The 21,451-nt window shown below is 69.3% G+C and carries 18 protein-coding genes; 8 read left to right on the forward strand and 10 right to left on the reverse strand.

Features of this window, described 5'->3' with window-relative positions; genetic code table 11:
- The first annotated feature begins 37 nt into the window (after positions 1-37).
- A complete protein-coding gene (gene kynU / locus KUV67_03800; GenBank protein MBY6203988.1) occupies positions 38-1,255 on the forward strand; it encodes a kynureninase in 1,218 nt (405 codons plus the stop codon).
- Between the two features lie 39 nt (positions 1,256-1,294).
- Here kynU and nadD read toward each other — a convergent pair whose 3' ends face one another.
- From nadD to KUV67_03830, 6 genes are all read right to left on the reverse strand, one after another.
- Positions 1,295-1,984, reverse strand: coding sequence for a nicotinate-nucleotide adenylyltransferase (gene nadD / locus KUV67_03805; protein MBY6203989.1), 690 nt, complete (start codon positions 1,982-1,984; stop codon positions 1,295-1,297).
- Complete coding sequence (gene holA, locus KUV67_03810; protein ID MBY6203990.1) at positions 1,981-3,003, reverse strand: DNA polymerase III subunit delta; 1,023 nt, start codon at positions 3,001-3,003, stop codon at positions 1,981-1,983. The genes nadD and holA overlap by 4 nt, the downstream gene beginning before the upstream one ends.
- Positions 3,000-3,497, reverse strand: coding sequence for a hypothetical protein (locus KUV67_03815; protein ID MBY6203991.1), 498 nt, complete (start codon positions 3,495-3,497; stop codon positions 3,000-3,002). Before KUV67_03815 ends, holA begins: the two co-directional genes overlap by 4 nt.
- Positions 3,494-6,091, reverse strand: coding sequence for a leucine--tRNA ligase (gene leuS / locus KUV67_03820; protein ID MBY6203992.1), 2,598 nt, complete (start codon positions 6,089-6,091; stop codon positions 3,494-3,496). Before leuS ends, KUV67_03815 begins: the two co-directional genes overlap by 4 nt.
- 168 nt (positions 6,092-6,259) lie before the next feature.
- Entirely contained in the window at positions 6,260-6,817 is a 558-nt protein-coding gene (locus tag KUV67_03825; protein ID MBY6203993.1) for a hypothetical protein, read from the reverse strand.
- 62 nt (positions 6,818-6,879) lie between these two features.
- Positions 6,880-7,947, reverse strand: a complete 1,068-nt coding sequence (locus tag KUV67_03830) for a low specificity L-threonine aldolase (protein ID MBY6203994.1) — start codon at positions 7,945-7,947, stop codon at positions 6,880-6,882.
- 174 nt (positions 7,948-8,121) lie between these two features.
- Between KUV67_03830 and KUV67_03835 the strand changes: the two genes are divergently transcribed.
- Both KUV67_03835 and KUV67_03840 read left to right on the forward strand, forming a co-directional pair.
- The gene (locus KUV67_03835; GenBank protein ID MBY6203995.1) at positions 8,122-9,435 is read left to right on the forward strand and encodes an MFS transporter; all 1,314 of its coding nucleotides are present in this window, start codon (positions 8,122-8,124) and stop codon (positions 9,433-9,435) included.
- A complete protein-coding gene (locus KUV67_03840) occupies positions 9,432-11,516 on the forward strand; it encodes a TonB-dependent receptor (protein MBY6203996.1) in 2,085 nt (694 codons plus the stop codon). The genes KUV67_03835 and KUV67_03840 overlap by 4 nt, the downstream gene beginning before the upstream one ends.
- Positions 11,517-11,544: 28 nt before the next feature.
- Here KUV67_03840 and msrA read toward each other — a convergent pair whose 3' ends face one another.
- A complete protein-coding gene (gene msrA, locus KUV67_03845; GenBank protein MBY6203997.1) occupies positions 11,545-12,153 on the reverse strand; it encodes a peptide-methionine (S)-S-oxide reductase MsrA in 609 nt (202 codons plus the stop codon).
- Positions 12,150-12,716, reverse strand: a complete 567-nt coding sequence (gene msrB, locus KUV67_03850) for a peptide-methionine (R)-S-oxide reductase MsrB (GenBank protein ID MBY6203998.1) — start codon at positions 12,714-12,716, stop codon at positions 12,150-12,152. Before msrB ends, msrA begins: the two co-directional genes overlap by 4 nt.
- A gap of 191 nt (positions 12,717-12,907) precedes the next feature.
- Here msrB and KUV67_03855 point away from each other — a divergent pair, with 191 nt between their 5' ends.
- Both KUV67_03855 and KUV67_03860 read left to right on the forward strand, forming a co-directional pair.
- Positions 12,908-15,022 (forward strand): TonB-dependent receptor, encoded by a 2,115-nt coding sequence (locus tag KUV67_03855; GenBank protein MBY6203999.1) that lies wholly within the window; start codon positions 12,908-12,910, stop codon positions 15,020-15,022.
- Between the two features lie 94 nt (positions 15,023-15,116).
- Positions 15,117-16,022 (forward strand): NAD-dependent protein deacetylase, encoded by a 906-nt coding sequence (locus tag KUV67_03860; protein ID MBY6204000.1) that lies wholly within the window; start codon positions 15,117-15,119, stop codon positions 16,020-16,022.
- A gap of 22 nt (positions 16,023-16,044) precedes the next feature.
- Here the strand turns inward: KUV67_03860 and KUV67_03865 are convergent, their stop codons facing one another.
- The gene (locus KUV67_03865) at positions 16,045-16,713 is read right to left on the reverse strand and encodes a sigma-70 family RNA polymerase sigma factor (GenBank protein MBY6204001.1); all 669 of its coding nucleotides are present in this window, start codon (positions 16,711-16,713) and stop codon (positions 16,045-16,047) included.
- Positions 16,714-16,817: 104 nt separating this feature from the next.
- Between KUV67_03865 and KUV67_03870 the strand changes: the two genes are divergently transcribed.
- The 3 genes from KUV67_03870 to KUV67_03880 all read left to right on the forward strand — a co-directional run bounded on the left by KUV67_03870 (position 16,818) and on the right by KUV67_03880 (position 20,764).
- Complete coding sequence (locus KUV67_03870; protein MBY6204002.1) at positions 16,818-17,231, forward strand: hypothetical protein; 414 nt, start codon at positions 16,818-16,820, stop codon at positions 17,229-17,231.
- 141 nt (positions 17,232-17,372) lie between these two features.
- Positions 17,373-18,521, forward strand: a complete 1,149-nt coding sequence (locus KUV67_03875) for a hypothetical protein (GenBank protein MBY6204003.1) — start codon at positions 17,373-17,375, stop codon at positions 18,519-18,521.
- A gap of 176 nt (positions 18,522-18,697) precedes the next feature.
- Positions 18,698-20,764, forward strand: a complete 2,067-nt coding sequence (locus tag KUV67_03880; protein ID MBY6204004.1) for an NADPH-dependent 2,4-dienoyl-CoA reductase — start codon at positions 18,698-18,700, stop codon at positions 20,762-20,764.
- 152 nt (positions 20,765-20,916) lie between these two features.
- On the opposite strand, the gene KUV67_03885 is transcribed toward KUV67_03880, so the two are convergent.
- Positions 20,917-21,417 carry a transposase gene (locus KUV67_03885; protein ID MBY6204005.1) on the reverse strand — a complete coding sequence of 167 codons (501 nt, stop codon included), beginning with the start codon at positions 21,415-21,417 and terminating at the stop codon, positions 20,917-20,919.
- Positions 21,418-21,451 lie beyond the last annotated feature (34 nt).

Raw genomic sequence — 21,451 nt, forward strand, 5'->3', positions numbered from 1 at the left:
GGCATCCTGTCGGCTTTCCCAGGTATGGATCTCACCCATGCAGACCGCCGCGTTTCGCGACCGTTTCGCGTTTCCTCGCCATGGCCGAGACGGCCGGAAGACCTATTTCTGCGGAAACTCGCTCGGCCTGATGCCCGATAGCGCGCGCGCCGCGGTGGAGAAGGAGCTGAAGCGCTGGGCCGACCTGGGCGTCGACGGCCACTTCGACGGCGACCCCGCATGGCTCGGGTACCACCGCCAGTGCACCGATGTGCTGGCTCGCCTCGCGGGCGCCCGTCCGCGCGACGTCGTCGCCATGGGCGCCTTGACCGTCAACCTGCACCTGCTCATGACCAGCTTCTACCGGCCCGACGGGCGCAAGCGCAAGATCCTGATCGAGCGCGGCGCGTTCCCGTCCGACCGCTATGCCGTGGTCTCGCAGCTGCTCCTGCACGGGTACGGCGAGGACGACCTGATCGAGGTCGACCCCGGCGAAGACGGGCTGATCGACGACGCGCGGGTGGCCGAACTCATCCGGGCCCGGGCCGACGAGATCGCGCTGGTCCTGTGGCCCGGTGTCCAGTACGCCACGGGCCAGCGATTCGACTGCGGCCTGATCGGCCGCGCGGCCCATGAGGCCGGAGTACCGATCGGACTGGACCTGGCGCACGCGATGGGCAACGTGCCGCTCGCGCTCGAGGACTGGCAGGTCGACTTCGCGGCCTGGTGCAGCTACAAGTACCTGAATGCCGGCCCCGGCGCGGTCGCGGGCCTGTTCGTCCATCCCCGCCACGCGGACTTCGACGGTCCCCGCCTGGCCGGCTGGTGGGGTCACGACGAATCGACCCGCTTCGTCATGGGCCCCGACTTCGAGCCGATCCGCGGCGCCGAGGGCTGGCAGGTTTCGGGCGCTCCCGTGCTCAATCTGGCGGCCCTGCGCGGTGCGCTGGACATCTATCGCGAGGCCGACATCGACAGCTTGCAGGACGCCGAAACCGACCTGACCGCGCATCTCATGGCCGCCGTGGACAACCTGCCCGGGCAGCCGTTGAAGATCGTCACGCCACGCGAGCGCCCGCGCCGCGGGTGCCAGGTCTCGATCGCCGTTCGTGCCGGCCGCGAGGCCGGGCGGGCGCTGTTCGACCGGCTGCAGGACGCGGGCGTGGTCGGCGACTGGCGCGAACCCGACATCATCCGCATTTCGCCGAACCCGCTGTACAACTCGATCGAAGACGTGGAGCGGCTGATCGCGCTTCTGGACGAGTTTTCAGGCTGAGCGGCTCGGCGAGCGGTCCGGCGATCGCCGGGCCGCGGTTCAGCCTCCGCCGGGCGCGTCGCGGTACAGGCCGTGCTTGCGGACGTACGCCAGCACCGTCGAAGGCAGCAGGAATCGCGGATCGCGGCCCCCGGCAAGCTGGGCGCGGATGTCGGTGGACGAGATCGCGAGGCAGGTGACGTCGACCCGGCAGAGTCGACCGGCCGGCGCGCCCATCAGGTCCTGCGGCGTCGGCACCCAGCGTCCCTCGAAGGCCTCGAGTACGGCATCGGAATACCTCGGCTCGGATTCCGGCCGCGTCATCACCAGCAGGTGGGCCAGGTCGAGCAACGCGTGCCAGCGGTGCCAGCCGTCGAGCTGGTTGGCCGCATCCTGGCCCAGGCAGAGCACGACGGGGAGGTCGCCGGCCTCGTCCCGAACGCTGGCCAGCGTGTCCACCATGTACGACGGACCGGCGCGCTGGACTTCCCGGTCGTCGACGGACAGGTCGGCGTAGGGTGCGAGCGCCAGCTCCAGCATCGCCAAGCGATGACGCGGCTCGGCCCAGGTTGCATCGCGGTGCGGCGGAACGCCGGCCGGGAGCAGCCTGAAATCCGTCACCCCGAGCCGTTCCGAGACCTCGGCGGCCGCGCGCAGGTGGCCGTAATGGACCGGATCGAAGGTACCCCCGAAGATCGCGATCGCCCGGTTCACGGACGGGCTCACGGTACGATCGTCGCTTCGGCTCATGCCGCCCGTCCAGGCCGCGACGGCGACGCGGCGAGCGAAACGCAGAGGCGTTCGAGCTCGACCCAGAAATCGCCGAAGGCCCGTCCCTTGGAGATCGAATCCAGGCGGGCCAGCGTACCGATCGCGCGGTCGAGACGCGCCGGACCCTGGCGCCGGATGCAGGCCTGGATGGGGCCCTGCCGGGCCTTCCACACGCGTAGGGCGTTGAACACCCGGCCGATCGGTTCATGCGCACTGCGATGGGCGACTTCGCGGGCGATCTCCAGTTCACGGCCCAGCGCCCACAGCACGGCCGGCGGCGGCGCATCGGTCTCGCGCAGGCCGCGAATGCAGCGCAGCGCAGGGCCCGGCTGACCGCCGAGCACCAGGTCGGTCAAGCGGAACCCGTCGAAGCGTGCATTGTCGGCCACCGCCTCCTGCACTGTCTCCAGGTTCAGCGTGCCGCCGGGAAACAGCAGCGCGAGCCGATCGACCTCCTGCGCCGCAGCGAGCAGGTTGCCCTCGAGCCGCGCGGCGAGGAAGCGAGCCGCCTCGCCGTCCAGCGCCAGCCCGCGGCTGCGGACCCGCTGGTCGATCCACTGCGGCAGGCGATCGGGCTTGACCGCCCAGCAGGGCACGTAGACACCGGCGCCGTCGATCGCCTTGAACCAGGCCGCCTTTTCCTGGTTCAGCTCCCAGGCGTCGCAGATCACCAGCAGGATGTCGTCACGCGCCTCGTCGATCCAGCCGCGCAGTACCTTGCCGCCTTCGGCGCCGGGCTTTCCGGTCGGCAGGCGGAGCTCGACCAGGCGCTGGCTGGCGAACAACGACCCGGTCTCGGTGGCGCGGGCCAGTTCGCTCCAGTCGAAGCGGCCATCGGCGCTCAGGCGAATCCGCTCGGCGACACCGGCCCGGCGCGCGGCCTCGCGGATCGCGTCGCAGGCCTCCTCGACCAGCAGGCGCTCCGGACCCGCCACCAGGTAGACCGGCGCCAGTCCGCGCTGGAGCGCTTCCGGCAGCCGTTCGGGGAACGACTTCACGGTGTGCGGACGGCTTCCAGCCGGCGGATGACGGCCGCGGCCATCGAGCGCCGCAGGTCCTCGCGCAGCAGGTCTTCCTCGTTGCTCGCGCCGAGGATCTCCTGCTCGTCGAACTGGAAATCGCGCACCAGGCGCAGCGTTTCGTTCGACAGCAGGCGCGTTCCATCCGGGCCGGTCAGGCTGAAGCCGAGGTCGAACACCAGTTCGTACTCGCGGACCCGGGCATTGCCCGATACGGTCAGCGCGCGCCGCGATATCCGCTCGCGCGAGACCCGCAGCACCGCCGCGCCCTCGGCCGCCGCATCGACCACGCGTACCCCGTTGGCCTCCAGCAGGAGACGAAGCTCGCGCGCGAAGCGGCTGTCGGGGTCGGCAATCTCGAGGCGGGTGCGATCCATCTCCGTCGGCAGGCTGGCCGACCCGCGCAACTCGAAACCGCAGCCGGCCAGGCACAGCGCCAGCAGCACCGATCCGCCGATCCGGAGCGCGGTCATCCGGACACGACCACGTTGACGAGCTTGTCGGGCACCACGATCACCTTTCGGATCTGCTTGCCTTCCACGAATCGCTGCACGTTCTCCTCCTCGATCGCCATGGCCTCGACGATCTTGCGGTCGGCGCCGGGCTCGCACTCGATCCGCCCGCGGACCTTTCCGTTGACCTGCACGACCACGGTAACGCGGTCCTGGACCAGGGCCTGTTCGTCGACCGACGGCCAGCCCGCATCCAGGATCGACTCGTCGTGCCCGAGGCGTTCCCAGAGAGCCTGGGCGACGTGCGGGGTGACCGGCGCGACCAGGCGGACCAGCGCCTCCCAGCCCTCGCGAGCGACGGCGCGGCCGTTGGCGTCGGCCGGCTCGTAGCGGGCCAGGTGGTTGCTGCATTCCATCACCGCCGCGATCGCGGTATTGAAGGTATAGCGTCGCGCGAAGTCGTCGGTCACCTTCGCGATCGTCTCGTGCACACGACGGCGCGTCTCGCGGCCGGCCTCGTCCAGCGCATCGGCGTCCAGCGTGCCCGGGGGCTCGGCCGCCCGATGATCCTCGACCTGCTGCCAGAGGCGCTTGATGAATCGCCAGGCGCCCTCGACGCCGGCATCGGACCACTCGAGCGACTGCTCGGGCGGCGAGGCGAACATCGAAAACAGGCGCACCGTATCGGCGCCGTAGTGTTCGACGAGGGCGGCGGGATCGACGCCGTTGTTCTTCGACTTGGCCATCTTCTCGATGCCGCCGAAGCGCACGGGCTGGCCGTCCTCGGCCAGGACCGCCGATTCGATCTGGCCCTTGCCGTCGCGCTTCACGTCGACATCGGCCGGATTGAACCACACCTTGCGCCCCGCCTCGTCCTCGCGATACCAGGTCTCGGCCAGCACCATGCCCTGGGTCAGCAGGTTGGCGAACGGCTCGGAGACGTCGACCAGGTCGAGATCGCGCATCACCCGGGTCCAGAATCGCGCGTAGAGCAGGTGCAGGATCGCGTGCTCGATGCCGCCGATGTACTGGTCGACGGGCATCCAGGCGCGGGTCCGTTCATCGACCATGGCCTCTTCGTTGTCGACGCAGGGATAGCGCAGGAAGTACCACGAGGAGTCGACGAACGTATCCATGGTGTCGGTCTCGCGCCGGGCGTCTCCGCCGCACTTCGGGCAGCTGCAGGCGAGAAATTTTTCGTGCTTCGTCAACGGACTGCCGGAACCATCCGGCACCAGGTCCTCGGGCAACTCGACCGGCAGGTCGGATTCCGGCACGGGAACGTCGCCGCAGTCCGGGCAGTGGATGATCGGGATCGGGCAACCCCAGTAGCGCTGGCGGCTGATGCCCCAGTCGCGCAAGCGATACTGGACCCGCCGCCGGCCCAGGCCCTTCGCCTCGACCGCCGAGGCGATGGCGTCGAAGGCCGCCGCATGGTCCAGCCCGTCGAATTCGCCGGAGTTGACCAGGCGAACGTTGTCCTTGGCGACATAGCCATCGTGCCAGGTGGACGAATCGTAGTCCTCGAAGGCATCGGAATCGACCACCTGAACGATCGGCAGGCCGTACTTGTTGGCGAACTCGAAGTCGCGTTCGTCGTGGCCCGGCACCGCCATGACGGCGCCCTCGCCGTAGCCGATCAGCACGTAGTTGGCGATCCACACGGGCAATGCCTCGCCGGTCAGCGGATGCTCGGCGGTGAACCCCGTATCGATGCCGCGCTTCTCCTGCGTCGCCAGCTCGGCCTCGGACACCCCGCCGGTGGAGCACGATCGGATGAAATCGGCCACCGCTTCGTTGCGCTCGGCCGCCAGCACCGCCAGCGGATGCTCCGGTGCAACCGCCATGTAGGTCGCGCCCATCAGCGTGTCGGGTCGCGTGGTGAAGACCTTCAGGCGGCCGCCGTCGTAGGGGAACTCGATCTCCATCCCGTAGCTCTTGCCGATCCAGTTGGCCTGCATGGCGCGGACGCGTTCGGGCCAGCCCTCCAGGCCATCGAGCGCGTCGAGAAGCTCATCGGCGTAGTCGGTGATCCGCAGGTAGTACATCGGGATCTCGCGCTTCTCGACCAGCGCCCCGGTGCGCCACCCGCGCCCGTCGATGACCTGCTCGTTGGCCAGCACCGTGTGGTCGACCGGATCCCAGTTGACGGTCCCGGTCTTCTTGTAGGCGATGCCCTTCTCCAGCATCTTCAGGAACAGCCACTGGTTCCACCGGTAGTAGTCCGGATCGCAGGTGGCCAGTTCCCGGTCCCAGTCGATCGCGAAGCCGAGCTGCTGGAGCTGGCCGCGCATGTGGGCAATGTTGTCGCGGGTCCACTTCGCCGGCGGCACGCCGCGCGCGATCGCCGCGTTCTCGGCCGGCAGGCCGAAGGCATCCCAGCCCATCGGCTGCAGCACGGGTCGACCGTTCATCCGGTGGTAGCGGGTGATCACATCGGAAATCGTGTAGTTCCGCATGTGGCCCATGTGCAGCTTGCCCGACGGATACGGGAACATGCTCAGGCAATAGAACGCCTGATCACCGGGGTCGTCGGGGGATCGGAAGGTCCCCTCTCGCTGCCACCGCTCGCGGGCGGCCGGCTCGAGGGTGGCCGGGTTGTAGGCTTCGGTCACGGTCAGGAAAACGCAGTCTGGAGTTGTGGTCCCGAAGCATAACCGAAGCGGCCCGGACGAGCCGGGATGCGGCGCCTGCGAGGGCCCGCCCGCCGGTCGACGAGCGGACAAGAAAAAACCCGCCGCGGCCGGGCCGCGACGGGTCGGAGATCGAACCGGTCCGATCGATCAGCTGTCGTCGCCGTCGGTCAGCTCGTTCCAGTTCTCTTCGAGGTTCTCCATCGCCTCGGACGCGCGTTCGCGGAAGTCGTCCCAGCGGTCGCCGCTGTACTCGCGGGCGTTCTCCAGCGCTTCGGCAGCCGCTTCACGGGCCTCGGCCGCTTCTTCCTTCAGCTCGTTCCAGGCCTCGGAGCCTTCTTCCAGCCCCGAGTCCAGCGCGGCGCGGGTCTTCTCGTTGGCGGTCTGCGCCAGCTCGACGGCGCGCGCCCAGGCGGCCTCGGCCCCTTCGGCCACGTCGTTGGCCATGTCGTTCATCGCATCGCCGGCATCGTCGGCCATCTCGCGCATCCGGTCGCCGGCATCGTCGGCGGCGTCTTCCATCTCGTCACCGGCTTCGTCAGCCTCTTCCATCGCGTCTTCGTAGATGGTCTCGACCGCTTCACCGGTTTCCTCGGCAGCGTCCTCGATCGCCTGGCCGGCTTCTTCCATGCTGTCTTCGGGCTCGTCGGACTGGCAACCGGCCAGCACCAGGCCCGCGCTCATCAATGCAATCAACCAGATCTTCATTTCGTGGGTACTCCCTGCATTCATGCTGAGGTGGCCCGATAGCTTACCGCGTTCCACGCCGGTCAGGGTATGGCCCGGTCCAGTGCCGCGATCAGCCCGTCGACGGCCTCGTCGGTGGTCGAGAAGGCGCAGACCAGGCGTGCAAGGTCGTCGTGGCCCGGCCAGAGGTGGAATTCGAAGCCCTGCTGCTTCAGGGCCGCCAGGGCCTCGGGCGTCCAGCGCATGAACACTTCGTTGGCTTCGACCGGCCACGCCAGCTCCGCCTCGGAGTGACGGTCGATCGCTTCGGCCAGGCGCGCGGCCCGTGCGTTGGCCGTGCGCGCCAGGTCCAGCCACAGGCCGTCGTCGAGCATGGCCAGCAGCTGGGACGAGACATAGCGCATCTTCGACAGCAGGTGCCCGCCGCGCTTGCGCATTCGCGCCATCGCTTCGAGCACGGCCTCGAGCGAGTGGTCGAGCGGGCCGGTGGCGAACCGGTCTTCGAACACGACGATGGCCTCGGCCGTCAGCGCGCCGTTCTTGGTCGCGCCGAAGCTCAGCACGTCGACCCCGGCCCGCCAGGTGACATCCGCCGGCGCGACGCCGAGATGGGCCACCGCGTTGGCGAACCGGGCACCGTCCATGTGCAGGGGGAGGCCGCGCGATCGGGCGACCTCGGACAGGGCCTCGATCTCGCCGGGTCGATACGCGGTGCCGCACTCGGTGGCCTGGGTGATCGACACGACCGCCGGTGCGACGTTGTGCACGCCGTGCGTTCCGGCACCGTCGATCGCCGCGGCGAGGATGGGCGGCACCAGCTTGCCGTGGTCGCCCTCGAGCGGCATCAGCTTGGCCCCGTGCGTGTAGAACTCGGGCGCCCCGCCCTCGTCGCAATGGATATGGGCCTGGCGGTGACACAGGACCGCGCCCCAGGCCGGGGTCAGCGCCGCCAGGGTCACGGAGTTCGCGGCGGTCCCGGTGGCCAGCGGCAGCACCCGGCAGCGCGTTTCGAACAGTTCGGAGAACGCATCGTCGAGCCGTCGGCTCCAGCGATCGTCGCCGTAGGCGGTCGCGAAATCGCGATTGGCCTCGATCAGCGCGTCCAGGATGCGCGGGTGCGCCGGGGCCTCGTTGTCGCTCTTGAAATTCATCGGTGGTCGGTCGGGCGTCGCCTTCGGGGTGGGGGCCAAGCGTAGCCGATCGTGATGCGCGCCGGAGGGCCGGCCGCCGCGGCCCGCAGCCGGCGCCGAACCTCGGCCGCCACCACGGCGCGACGCCGGCCCATCCCCCATAATCGGGGTTCGCCCCGGCCGGCCCGTTTCTCGGTGGATTCGAAACAGGACATTCCGTTCGTCGCGCGCACCCTGATGCCGCGCGAGGTGCAGGTCAACGCCCTGCTGGCGGTCACGCTCGGCGCGCTGGAGGGCGGGCTGCTCGGCGTCATCGTCAAGACCGGCTTCGACGGTGTGACCGACTCGGCCTGGGTCAATTTCGCGGTCGCCCTCGTCACCGGCGCCCCGGCGCTGGCCAATGTGGCCAGCCTCGCCTTCGCCCGGCTCGCCCACGGCCGAAGCAAGACCGCCTGGGTTTCGAGCCTGATGGCGATCACCGCACTCGGCGCGCTGATGATCGCGCTGGCCCCGGTCTCCGCCTTCGGCCTGGTCTGGTTGACCGCGTGGATGATCATTGCCCGGCTGGCCTATTGCGGAGTGATCACGCTGCGCGCGGCGATCTGGCGCGCCAACTTCCCGCGCCACGTCCGCGCGACGATCACCGGCCGCATCGCCGTCACCTATTCGATCCTCATGGCGCTGACCGCCGCGGTGATCGGGCTGGCCATGGAAGCGTGGCCGGAGGCCTGGCGCGCGCTGGTGCCGACCAGTGCCGTGCTCGGCTTCGCCGCAGCCTGGCGCTATCGGACCTTTACCGTCCGCGGCCACGGCCGCCTGCTGCGCGAGGAAACCGCGGCCCGGGACGGCGCGAACGGCGGCGTGCGCCTGGCCGACGTGATCGACGTGCTGAAGACCGACGCCTGGTATCGCCGCTACATGATGACGATGTTCCTGTTCGGCTCGGGCAACCTGATGGTGATCGCCCTGCTGGTGGTCATCCTCACCGAGCAGATCGGGGCACCGCGCTTCGTGCAGGTGCTGATCACCACGACCCTGCCGCTGCTCGCCGTCGCCGTGATGACCCCGTTCTGGGCGCGGCGCCTGGACCGGGTCCACATTCTCGACTACCGGGCCCGGCACTCGTGGATGTTCGTCGCCGCGCTGACCCTGTTCGTTCCCGGTGCGATCCTCGGCCGGATCGAGTTCTTCTGGCTCGGCGCCCTGGTGCTCGGCGCCGCCTTCGCCGGCGGAAAACTCGGCTGGAACCTGGGCCACAACGATTTCGCCAGCGACGGCCGGTCCACGCTGTACATGGGCATCCACGTCAGCCTGACGGGCGTGCGCGGCCTGATCGCGCCGATCGTCGGGGTCGCCATCTACCAGGCGCTCGAGCGCGTCGGCCCCGGCAACGGGCGCTTCGTGCTGATCTTTCCGGCGCTGCTGACGCTGGCCGGCGCCGTCACCTTCGTCGTGCTCGCGCGAAAGCGACGGATCGAACAGAACCTCGAACAGGACACGACCGCATGAGCCATACCCTGGCCTGGATTCCCCTGGCGCTCGCTGCCAGCGCGGCAAGCGCCGCCCCGACGCCCGAAGGCACCGACGAACTCGAACCGCTCGAGGTCACCGGACGCGACCTGCGCGCCGAGGATCCCCGCGCGGTCGCCGAACTCGACCGCGAGCGCCTGGCGCCGATCGCCGTGACCCACCCCTCGGAGCTGTTCGCCCGCATCCCCGGCGCCTGGGTCACGCGCGGCAGCGGCCAGGAACATCTCACCGCGATCCGCTCGCCGCTGCTGACCGGCGCGGGCGGCTGCGGCGCCCTGCTCTACCTCGAAGCCGGTGTACCGATCCGCCCGCCCGGCTTCTGCAACGTCAACAACCTGTTCGAGGTCGACCTGGCCCTGGCCTCGGGCGTGCGCGTCCAGCGCGGTCCGGGCGGCCTGGGCCATGCCTCCGGCGGCCTGCACGGCGTGATCGACGTCCGCCCGCGCGACCCCTGGCTGGACCCGGTCGACGCGGCGTGGATCGAGTACGGCAGCGACGACTACCGGGAGATCGGCGCGCGGCTGACCGGCACCGGCGAGCGCGCTGCCCTCGGGATCGATGCGCGCTACACGCGGGCCGGCAGCTTCCGCGTCGACGAGGGCTACGAGCACGGTTTCCTGGCCGCCCACCACCGCTTCCGCCTCGGCGAGGCCGACGGCTCCACGCTGCTCAGCCTGGTCCAGCTCGACCAGGACACGGCCGGATTCATCACTGGCTTCGAGGCCTACCGGGATGCGCAGCGCCGCGACGACAACGACAACCCGGAAGCCTTCCGCCGGGCCAGCGCCGCGCGGCTGGTCAGCCGCCTGGCCTGGCTCGATCGCGACGGCGGCGAGCATCGCCTCGCCGCGTTCGCCCGGCGATCGCGCATGAACTTCCTGCAGCACTTCCTGCCGGGCAAGCCGCTGGAGAAGAACGGCCAGGTCTCGGCCGGCGTGCAGTACGACCGGACGCGCCCGCTGGGCGACTGGACCCTCGAGTGGGGGCTGGACGCGGAGGTCTTCGACGGCTTCCTGTTCGAAGTGCAGGAGCAGCCTGCCGAGGGATCGCCGTTCCTGGTCGCGACGCGCCCGGTCGGCGTCCACTACGACTACGACGTGTTCGGCCTGCGCGCCGGCGGCTACCTGGCCGTGGCGCGAGCCTTCGGCGAACGGTGGACGGTTCGCGCCGGTGTCCACGCCGACCGGATTCGCTACGACTACGAGACCGCCCTGGCGCCGGGCAACCTGGACGACCGCGGCGAGCCCTGCGGCTTCGGGGGCTGCCTGTTCACCCGGCCCGCCGATCGCACGGACACGTTCAACGAGTTCGCGCCCGAGTTCACCGTGACCCGCCGCTTCGATCGCGCCCGGGGCCCGCTTCGCGATGGCCGCGCGTGGCTGCGCCTGGCCCGGGGCTACCGGGCGCCCCAGGCCACGGAGTTGTACCGCCTGCAGCGCGGCCAGCAGGTCGCCGACCTCGATTCGGAGACGCTGGACGCCATCGAACTCGGCGCGTCGGGACGCGCCTGGGCCGACTGGCAGGTGATCGGGTTCGCGCAGCGCAAGCGCAACTTCATCTTCCGCGACGGCGAGGGATTCAACGTGTCCGAGGGCCGCACCCGGGCCCTGGGCGTGGAATTCGATGTCGAGAAGCGGCTGGCACCCGGCCTGGTGGCCGGGCTGCGCGGCACCTGGGCCCGGCACCGCTGGGACTTCGACCGGGAACTGCGCGGCGAAGCCATCGTCACCGGGAACACGATCGCCTCGGCGCCGGAACGGCTGGCCAGCGCGGACCTGACCTGGCGCCCGGACCCGCGCTGGAGCCTGCAGCTGGCGGCCGAATCCACCGGCCGCTACTACCTCGACGAAGCCAACAGCCGCCGCTACGGGGGCCATCTGCTCGTCCACGGGTTCGCCGGCTACCGCGATCCGTCGGGCTGGTCGGTGGAGGTCAAGCTGCGCAACCTCGGCGGCGAGCGCTACGCGGAGCGCGCCGACTTCGCCTTCGGCAACTACCGCTACTTCCCCGGACCCGGGAGAAGCGTGTTCGTGCAGTTGGGCTGGAGGGACCGGCCCTGACGCGGGCCGTTCCATCGCCGGGGCGGAATCAGCCGCCCGCCTCGTCGCCCCAGAGTTCCTCGAGCCGCGCCTGGCGCCCGCAGTTCCAGCGGTAGAACTTGTAGCGCACCGGGTTCTTCCGGTAGTAGTCCTGGTGGTAGCCCTCGGCCGGCCAGAACGTGTCGGCGTCCTCGATCGGCACGACAATCGGCCGATCGAAGCGGTCGGACTCGACCAGTGCCCGCTTCGACGCCTCGGCCGCTTCGCGCTGGTTCGGCGTGTGGGCAAAGATCACCGGCCGGTAGCTTTCACCGGCATCGCAGAACTGGCGGTTGTCGGTCAGCGGATCGACGTTTCGCCAGTAGACGTGCAGCAGGTCCTCGTAGGACACCCGGTCGTCGTCGTAGCGAACCTGGACGACTTCCACATGGCCCGTCCCGCCGCGCGTGACCTGCTCGTAGGTGGGTTGCTGGACCGTACCGCCCATGTAGCCCGACGTCGTCGAGAGCACGCCGTCGAGTTCGTCGAAGGGCGGTTCCATGCACCAGAAGCAGCCACCGCCGAAGGTCGCCACGCGTTCTTCGGCCGTCGCCGGCGGAACGACCAGCCCCGCGAGCAGCCCGATCGAGATCAGCAACGTACGCGTTCGCAGGCTCATCCGCGCAGCTCCGGCAGGGCGTCGCCCTGCGGTACGAAGCGAAGCGCCAGGCCGTTGTTGCACCAGCGCTGGCCGGTCGGCTCGGGGCCGTCGTCGAACACGTGGCCCTGGTGCCCGCCGCAGCGGCTGCAGTGGTACTCGGTGCGCGGCCAGATCAGCTTGAAATCGCGCTTGGTGTCGATCGCCTCCTCGGCGATCGGCCGCCAGAAGCTGGGCCAGCCGGTGCCGGACTCGTACTTGTGCGCGCTGGAGAACAGCGGCTGGTAGCAGGCCGCGCAGATGTAGGTGCCGTCGCGCTTCTCGTCGTTGAGAGAGCTCGAGCCGGCCCGCTCCGTGCGTTCGCGGAACAGGATGTCGTAGCGGTCTTCGGGCAGGACACGGCGCCAGTCTTCCAGCGTGTATTCCACGGGCGGTGCCGGGGAATCGCCCGAGGATTCCGCATCGGGCGCGGCCGGGATGGCCGCCGAATCGTCCTGGGCCAGCAGCCGGCCGGCAACGCCGGCGGCGACCGATCCCGCGACGGCGCCTGCAACGGCGCCGGAAAGGAGATGTCGTCGTTTCATGACTCAGTGGACCGGGAAATTCCCGTTCAGCTTGCAGGGCGGCCGTCCATCGCGCGTGAGCGGTCCGCCCGGACACCCCGGCGCCCGGAGCCGCTTCGGCCGTTGCACTGTCGGATTCGGATGTTATAACATTACAGGTTAATGGCCGTTCCCCGGCCGCTCCGTACTCCACTGCTGACCTCGAACCTGCCATGACCATCAAACGACACGCTCTTGCCCACGCGATTGCCCACGCGATCGCCCTCTCGCTGGCCGCCGCGACCGCCTCCGTCCATGCCCAGGACCGGACCGCCGAGCCCGAACCCGAGGCCGTCGAACTCGACACGCTCGAGGTCCGCGTACTGCCGCAGGGCGGCACGGCGCTGGACGCGACCCAGCCGGTCGACGTCATCGTGGGCGAGGAACTGGACGACCAGAAGGAATCCACGCTCGGCGAAACGCTGGACGGCGAACTCGGCGTTCACTCGACCTATTTCGGCCCCGGCGCCGGCCGACCGATCATCCGCGGCCTCGGCGGCAACCGGGTCCGGGTCACCGAGGACGGCCTCAACGCCCAGGACGCTTCGGCGCTGAGCCCGGACCACGCGGTCTCGGCCGAGCCGCTGCTGGTCGACCGGATCGAGATCCTCCGCGGGCCGGCCACCCTGCTCTATGGCTCGACCGCGTCCGGCGGCGTGGTCAACCTGGTCGACAACCGCATTCCCGAGCAGCGCCAGGCCTTCAGCGCGGCCGCCGAAGTGCGCGGCAACACGGCCGCCGACGAGCGTGCCGGGGTGTTCCGGGTTGACGGCGGCGTGGGCGCCTTCCAGTTCCACGTCGACGGCTTCCAGCGCGAGACCGACGACTACGAGATCCCGGGCTTCGCGCTGTCGGCCGAAGAGCGCGCCGAGCTCGACGCGGATGAGCTCGACGAACTGGAGCCGGGCATTCTCGAGAACAGCGCCCAGGAAAGCGAAGGCGGCACGCTCGGCGTTTCCCTGGTCGGCGACTGGGGCTTCGTCGGTGTGGCGTGGAAGGATTTCGAGACGCTGTACGGCATTCCGGGCGGCCACGAACACGGCCACGAGGAAGACCACGGTGACGACGACCATGGCGACGAGGACCACGGCGAAGAAGAGGAAGCGATCTCGATCGACCTGGACCAGTCGCGCTACGAGTTCCGCGGCGGGCTGTGGCAGCCCGTCGATGTTCTCGACGAGGTCCGCGTGAAGTTCGCCCGCACCGACTACCGGCACGTCGAGCTCGAAGGCGACGAGATCGGCACGACCTTCGACGTCGAGGCCTCCGAGTTCCGGATCGAGGCGCGTCACGCGCCGATCGGCCGCCTGACCGGCGTGATCGGATTCCAGTTCGAGGACACGGAGCTGCTGGCCGTCGGCGAGGAAGCCTTCATCCCGGGTACCGATACCCAGTCCAAGGGCCTGTTCCTGATCGAGGAACTCGACCTCGATGCGGTCACGCTGTCCGGCGGGGTCCGCTTCCAGCAGGACGAAATCAAGCTGACCGACAGCGTGCTGGCCGACGGCACACGGGAGCGGGAGTTCGATCTCCTGACCCTGTCGGCAGGCGCCGTGTGGCGCTTCGCACCAACCTGGCAGGCGAGCGCCAACTGGCAGCTCTCGGAGCGCGCGCCGACCCAGGAAGAACTGTTCGCCGACGGGCCCCACGTGGCCACCCAGGCCTTCGAGATCGGCGACCCGTCGCTGTCCGAGGAGACCTCGAACAACGTCGACATCGGCCTGCACAAGTACGCCGGGCCGTTCCACTTCCGCGCCGACCTGTTCTACAACGACATCGACGACTTCGTCTACCTGGCCAACACGCAGGACGTCGAGGACGGCCTGCCGGTCCAGGTCTGGAGCCAGGCCGATGCCGAGTTCTGGGGCCTTGAAGCCGAGGCCAGCCTGAAGCTGCCCGAGTCCTCGGCCGGGCAGTTCGAACTGCGCGTCTTCGGCGACACGGTCGAGGCCGACATCGACGCGGGCAACGGCAACGTGCCGCGCTTGTCCCCGACCCGGCTCGGCACCGGCTTCGACTGGCACCGGGGCGGCTGGCGCGCGAACGTGGCCTACACCCGCGTGTTCGAGGTCGATGACGTCGCCGAGTTCGAGAGCGAAACCGACGGCTACAACATGCTGACCGCGAACCTGGCCTACGGCTGGACGATGGGCGCGGCAGACGTCGAAGTCTTTCTCAAGGGCGCGAACCTGCTGGACGAAACGCAGCGGGTCCACACCTCGTTCCTGAAGGACGACGCGCCCCTGCCCGGCCTGAACGTCACCGCCGGCCTGCGCGCCCGCTTCTGACCGCATCGCGAGTTTCGACGGCACCCCGACCCCCGGGGCCGGCCCGGGCGGCCTTCCGCCCGGGCTTCATCCGGACCGGCTAGCATGCGCCTGCATGGACTCCACCCGCACCGTTCGCACACCCGGCATCCGGATTCCCGAGTTCCGCGATGACGGATCGCCCCCGGCGCGGCCGGGCACGATCGAGGACCTGGCCGACTTCCTGCAGCGCCGAGCGCCGGTGCTCGTGCTCACCGGCGCGGGCTGCTCGACCGGCTCCGGCATCCCGGCCTATCGCGATCCCGACGGCCGCTGGAATCGGCGCCAACCGATCTTCTTCCAGGAATTCATCGACTCGGCGGTCACCCGTCGCCGCTACTGGGCGCGCAGCTTCCTCGGCTGGCCCGTCATGCACCGGGCACGGGCCGGTGACGCGCATCGCGCCCTGGCCGGACTCGCTGCACGCGGACTGCTGACGGGCCTGGTGACCCAGAACGTCGACGGGCTGCACCAGGCCGCGGGGCACCGCGACGTGCTGGAGCTCCACGGCGGGCTGCAGCGGGTCCTCTGCCTCGATTGCGGCGCCGCGATCGACCGGGACGTGCTGCAACAGCGGCTGCTCGTCGCCAACCCCGACTGGGCGCCCGACGTGCTGGAGATCCGGCCCGACGGCGACGCGGAACTCGACGACGCCGCCTATCCGGGCTTCCGGGTCGTCGACTGCGAGGGCTGCGGCGGCCGCCTGAAGCCCGACGTGGTGTTCTTCGGCGAGACCGTACCGGCCGAGCGCTTCGCGGCGGTCAGGACACGCCTCGCCTCGGCGGGCGGCCTGCTGGTGGCCGGGTCGTCGCTGGTCGTCGGCTCGGGGTTCCGGATCGTGCGCGAGGCGGTGCGCCGGGGCTTGCCCGTGGCCGCGGTCACCCGAGGCCGGACACGCGCCGACGCGCTGCTGGAATTCAATGTCCGGGATGACTGCGGGACGGCACTGACCCGAACCCTGGACCGGCTCGACTCGCCTTGAGCTCGAGCCGCGGCAGCGGACCTCAGACGTCGCGCTCGAAGTCCTCGAGCTCGGTCTTCAGCCAGGCCCGGGCGCGGGTCAGGTCCCGGCTCACGGTGCGTCCCGACAGGTCCAGCATCTCGGCGATCTCGTCGATCGCGAAGCCGGCGAAGTAGCGCGCGGAAACGATCTCGGCCATGCGCGGGTTGCTCTGTTGCATCTGGTCCAGGATGCGTTCCATCGCCAGCACCAGGTCGCGATCGGCCACGTCGTGATCGGCCACCCGATCGTCCTCGAGTTCGACCGGCGCCTGGCCGCTGCCGCGCTTCTGCGAGTTGGCCCGCCGGGCGTAGTCGAAGATCAGCTGGCGCATCACCATCGCGGCGAGGCGCCGCAGGTGCGCCCGGTTCTCGATCTCCCCGGACGAGTGCTCCTTGAGCTTGATGAACGCTTCGTGGACCAGCGCCGTGGTCTGCATGGTCATGCTCGACGCGTACTGCCGCCGCTGGTTGTGGCCGATCCGCTTCAGGTCGTCGTAGACCAGCGGCACGACCTGGTCGAACAGGTCCGGTGCGCTCCGGATCTTCTGAAGCAGCTGGGTGACCTCGTGCTCGGGAAGCGGCTCGAACGGATCGCCGGAGCCCTCATCGGAGGCCTCGCCGGACGCGTCCCGGTTGCGGTTGTCCCTCGCATCGATCGCGGACTTGCCCATCGCTTCTCCCTGCCCGAGGCGTGCCGTGACCCGTGACCTCGATGGCGGTCCGAGCCGGTCGAATGCAATACTACCAGCGCGACCCGAACCGCAACTGAACGAACATGAAGCCCGGATACGTGCGCGGCCGCGACGCCGAGGAGACCTGGATCGAGGAAGGCTGCTTCGTCCAGGAATGGTCGAACGACGCCGGCGACGCCGACTGTTCGATCGCGCGAGCGCGGGTCCCGGCCGGGTCGTGCACCCGCTGGCACCGCCTCCACGGCATCGCCGAGCGCTACGTCGTCCTCGAGGGCACGGGCCGGGTCGAACTCGGCGGCGGCGGCCACGCCGCGTCGCCTGCCGCCCGGTCCATTGCCCGGCCCATGTCCCGGCCCATCGCACCCGGCGATGTGGTCCGGATTCCACCCGGCGTGCCCCAGCGCGTCCACGCCGGCGACGTCGAACTGGTGTTTCTGGCGGTCTGCACACCCCGCTTTCGGCCCGAGGCCTACGAGGACATCGACCTCGCCGTGTGACCGGGGTCTCGAACCCGCCCCGGACGCGTCGAGTGGTCCGCGAACCGCTCGGGCTTTCTGTGGCGGAACGATGCCCGTTGTTGCTATATTTGCGGGTCCTGCGAGTCAATTCGACGAACCGAGTCCAAGGGAGGGTCCGCAGTGGCGGAATTTCGTCTGAAGCTCGAGCTGGACCGCGCCTCGGGCGTGCTCGCCAGCATCGTGGCGCAACTGGTCCGCCAGGGCCTGGAACTCAAGACCCAGAAGCTGACGCGAGCGGCCGAGGGTCGCGGCGGTTCGCTGGACGTCCTGGCCGAGGGCGATGCCGGCGACATTGCCGTGTTCGCCGAGCAGATGGCGGCCGCTCGCGGCGTCGACCACGTGGTGACGATCGAACGCGACGGCGAGCTGGTGTTCGCCGACGGCGAGGTCATCGAGCCCGAACCCGAGGTGCTGCCGGAACCCGCCGGCGACGAATCGGTCGACGCCGAATCCGTCGACGCCGAGGTCGACCGTTTCCTCGAACCGGACGACGCGCCGCCGGCCATCGACGAGGAACGCGAAGCCTCCGAGGGCGACGACGAATGGCTCGAAGACGATCCCGATGCAGCCGGACCCTCGGCGCTGCACCCGGACTCGAGCGACGGCAACGAGGACGACGATGCGCCGATGCTCGGTCACGGTGACGAACCCGGACCGGACCGGACCGCGGAAGAAACCGCCGACGAACCCGGTACGGCGACGAGCGACGACTCCGCCAGCGCGGATGCGGATCACGAAAGAACCCGGGCCGAGAACCGGGACGAGGACCGGAGCGAGGACAGCGATCCGGCCCCGGCGGCTTCGAACGACGAAGACCCGTTGACCGAGAGCGGCTGGGGCAAGGAAGCCGAAGCCGAGTGGCAATCCGGCCTGGCCGACCCGGAGCCCGAAGAGGAAGAAGAGATCCTGCTCGGAACCGAGCCGGGCTCCGATCCCGCGACGCTCGCCGAATCGTCCGGATCCGACGCGCGCGAAACGGCGGCCGCATCCGACGATTCCCGCCCATCGACCGAGCCCGCTGCCGACGAAGCCAGCGATCCCGCGGTGGCGTCGGGCCCCGCGAAGGAACCCGAAAGCCGTGCGTCTTCCGAGGATGCGGGCCCCGACGACGACGAAGGCGACGGTGGAGACCGCCAGGACGATCCGTCGAGCGACTCGGCGGACGATTCCCCGAACGCTGCGGCCAGCCGCGATCCGAAGGCCTCCGGCAACGGCGATCCGTCCAAGGTCGGCGCCACGATGCGGCGGCGCCGGCGCCGTCGGCGCTGAGTACGAGCCACTCCATGCCCGTTTCGTCCGACGGCTTCCGATCCGGTCCGACTCCATTCGATCGGACCGGCGGTCGCCGACACGGCTGAACCCGCGCGCGCCGGTCCCGTGGAACCACGTTTCCTTCCACCGCACTGCTCGCCCTACGATCAACGAATCCTGACCGAGGACCGGCCTTGACCGACACCACGCGCTACCCGCACCTCTTCGAGCCGCTCGATCTCGGCTTCACGACGCTGAAGAATCGCCTGCTGATGGGGTCGATGCACACGGGCCTCGAGGACCGGGTCTGGAACTACGACAAGCTGGCGGCCTACTTCGCCGAGCGGGCGAAGGGCGGGGTCGGCCTGATGGTCACCGGCGGCATCGCGCCGAATCGCCGGGGCTGCCTCGCGCCGCTGGCGTCGAAGCTGACCAATCGATGGGAAGTCCAGCGCCACCGCAAGGTCACGGACGCCGTCCACGAACACGATGCGAAGATCTGCATGCAGATCCTGCACGCCGGCCGCTATGCCTATCACCCGTTTTCCCTGGCCCCCAGCGCGATCAAGGCGCCGATCAACCCGTTCAAGCCCCGGGCGCTTTCGAGCAAGGGCATCGAGAAGCAGATCCGCGACTTCGTGCGCTGCGCCTCGCTGGCAAAGGACGCCGGCTACGACGGGGTCGAGGTCATGGGCTCGGAAGGCTACTTCATCAACCAGTTCCTGGTCCCGCGGACCAACAAGCGGACCGACGAATGGGGCGGCCCGTTCGAGAACCGGATGAAATTGCCCGTCGAGATCGTCCGGCGGATCCGCGAAGCCGTCGGCCGCGAGTTCATCATCATCTACCGCCTGTCGATGCTCGACATGCTCGCCGACGGCAACAGCCGTGAAGAGGTCGTCCAGCTCGGCCGGGCGATCGAGTCGGCCGGCGCGACGATCATCAACACCGGCATCGGCTGGCACGAGACCCGCATCCCGACCATCGCCACGTCGGTGCCGCGAGCGGCCTTCACCTGGGTCACGCGGATGATGCGCGACGCGATCGGCATTCCGCTGGTCACCACCAACCGCATCAACATGCCGGAAACGGCCGAGGCGGTCCTGGCCCGGGGCGACGCCGACATGATCTCGATGGCCCGCCCGTTCCTCGCCGATGCCGACTGGGCGGTCAAGGCCATCGGGAACCGCGCCGACGAGATCAACACCTGCATCGGCTGCAACCAGGCCTGCCTCGACCACGTGTTCGAGAACAGGAAGGCCAGCTGCCTGGTCAACCCGCGCGCCGGCCGCGAGACCGAGATCGTCATCGAACCCGCGTCGGAGAAGAAGCGCGTGGCGGTCGTCGGTGGCGGCATGGCCGGCCTGTCGGCGGCCACCACGGCGGCCGAGCGCGGACACGAGGTCACGCTCTTCGAGGCCTCGGACCGGATCGGCGGCCAGTTCAACATGGCCCTGCGGATTCCCGGCAAGGAAGAGTTCGTCGAAACCATCCGCTACTTCCAGCGCCGGATCGAGCTGACCGGCGTCGACCTCAAGCTGAACGCGAAGCCCAGCGCCGGCGAACTGGCCCGCCAGCGCTTCGACGAGGTCATCGTCGCCACCGGCGTCACGCCCCGCATCCCCGGGATTCCCGGCGAAGACAACGAGAAGGTCCTCAGCTACGCCGAAGTGCTGGCCGGGAATGCTACCGTCGGCGAGAAGGTCGCCGTCATCGGCGCCGGCGGCATCGGCTTCGACGTCTCGGAATACCTGCTGCATGACGACGTCCCCCTGAAGCCCGACCCGGACAATGTGTCCATCAAGGCCTTCTTCGACGAATGGGGCGTGGACATGGACTTCGAGACCCGCGGCGGCGTCGAGGGCGTCGAGCCCGAGCGCAAGCCGCCGGCGCGCGAGATCTGGATGACCCAGCGCAAGACCAGCAAGCCCGGCGCGGGCCTCGGCAAGACCACGGGCTGGATTCACCGCACCACCCTGAAGAACCACGGGGTGAAGATGCTCTCCGGCGTGAACTACGAGAAGATCGACGACGCCGGCCTGCACCTCACCATCAAGGACAAGGACGGCAACGAGACCCGGCAGGTCCTCGAGGTCGACCACATCGTCCTGTGCACCGGCCAGGTCTCCGAGAACAGGCTCTACGATGCGTTGAAGGACATCGGCCAGTCCGTCCACCTCATCGGCGGCGCCAAGCTGGCGGCGGAGCTGGATGCCAAGCGGGCGATCGAGGATGGGGTAAGGGTGGCGGTGGAAATCTGACGCAGCCGTCGATCCCTTGCCTTTTGGACCTTCCCCGGTGCGCTTCGCTTGACCGGGCTACAAGAGCGATCGACGACTCCGCCTTTCGTAGCCCGGGTAAGCGAAGCGCACCCGGGGATTTTTCGCGCCGAATGCTCACAGCCCGTGATCCACTACCGGATCGGCTCGCCGAATCGGCCTTCGAAGTCGTCATTCGTTCCCCAATCCGCGGGCAAGTCACCGCGTTCGATATAGCGATGAATCGATGAATGCGGCCAGTCCGAGGCACGCTCGACGTACCCGTGCTTCACCGGATTGAAATGGATGTAGTCGCAATGAGCTTGCAGGTCGGCGTCGTTGCGGATCGTGTGTTCCCAGTACCGCGATTGCCAAGGTGATCCTCTGCCGCCGATCCGCCGAGTGAACCCCTTCTTGATCTCCTGCCAGAGCTTCGGGTAATCGTCGTTCTCATCGCGCATTTCGATCAACGCATGAAGATGGTCGGGTAGAACGACGACCGCGAGGACCTGATGAGGCACGCGCTCAGCGGCGCGTCTCCAGGAAACGCGGAGTGCTGCGACCTGTCGAGTCAGCAGATCGGACGATCGATTCCGCAGCGTGACCGTGAAGAAGTACGTGCCGCCCCGAAGCCTGTTCCGTCGGTAGTTGACCATCGAGAACCCCCGGGTGCGCTCCGCTTACCCGGGC

The organism is Halomonas denitrificans, assembly GCA_019800895.1.
Lineage (GTDB): Bacteria > Pseudomonadota > Gammaproteobacteria > Xanthomonadales > Wenzhouxiangellaceae.

Coding starts and splice junctions, on each gene's coding strand:
- kynU (MBY6203988.1), top strand. CDS start 38: ATGCAGACCGCCGCGTTTCGCGACCGTTTCGCGTTTCCTCGCCATGGC.
- nadD (MBY6203989.1), bottom strand. CDS start 1,984: ATGAGCCGAAGCGACGATCGTACCGTGAGCCCGTCCGTGAACCGGGCG.
- KUV67_03815 (MBY6203991.1), bottom strand. CDS start 3,497: ATGACCGCGCTCCGGATCGGCGGATCGGTGCTGCTGGCGCTGTGCCTG.
- KUV67_03825 (MBY6203993.1), bottom strand. CDS start 6,817: ATGAAGATCTGGTTGATTGCATTGATGAGCGCGGGCCTGGTGCTGGCC.
- KUV67_03830 (MBY6203994.1), bottom strand. CDS start 7,947: ATGAATTTCAAGAGCGACAACGAGGCCCCGGCGCACCCGCGCATCCTG.
- KUV67_03840 (MBY6203996.1), top strand. CDS start 9,432: ATGAGCCATACCCTGGCCTGGATTCCCCTGGCGCTCGCTGCCAGCGCG.
- msrA (MBY6203997.1), bottom strand. CDS start 12,153: ATGAGCCTGCGAACGCGTACGTTGCTGATCTCGATCGGGCTGCTCGCG.
- msrB (MBY6203998.1), bottom strand. CDS start 12,716: ATGAAACGACGACATCTCCTTTCCGGCGCCGTTGCAGGCGCCGTCGCG.
- KUV67_03855 (MBY6203999.1), top strand. CDS start 12,908: ATGACCATCAAACGACACGCTCTTGCCCACGCGATTGCCCACGCGATC.
- KUV67_03860 (MBY6204000.1), top strand. CDS start 15,117: ATGGACTCCACCCGCACCGTTCGCACACCCGGCATCCGGATTCCCGAG.
- KUV67_03865 (MBY6204001.1), bottom strand. CDS start 16,713: ATGGGCAAGTCCGCGATCGATGCGAGGGACAACCGCAACCGGGACGCG.
- KUV67_03870 (MBY6204002.1), top strand. CDS start 16,818: ATGAAGCCCGGATACGTGCGCGGCCGCGACGCCGAGGAGACCTGGATC.
- KUV67_03885 (MBY6204005.1), bottom strand. CDS start 21,417: ATGGTCAACTACCGACGGAACAGGCTTCGGGGCGGCACGTACTTCTTC.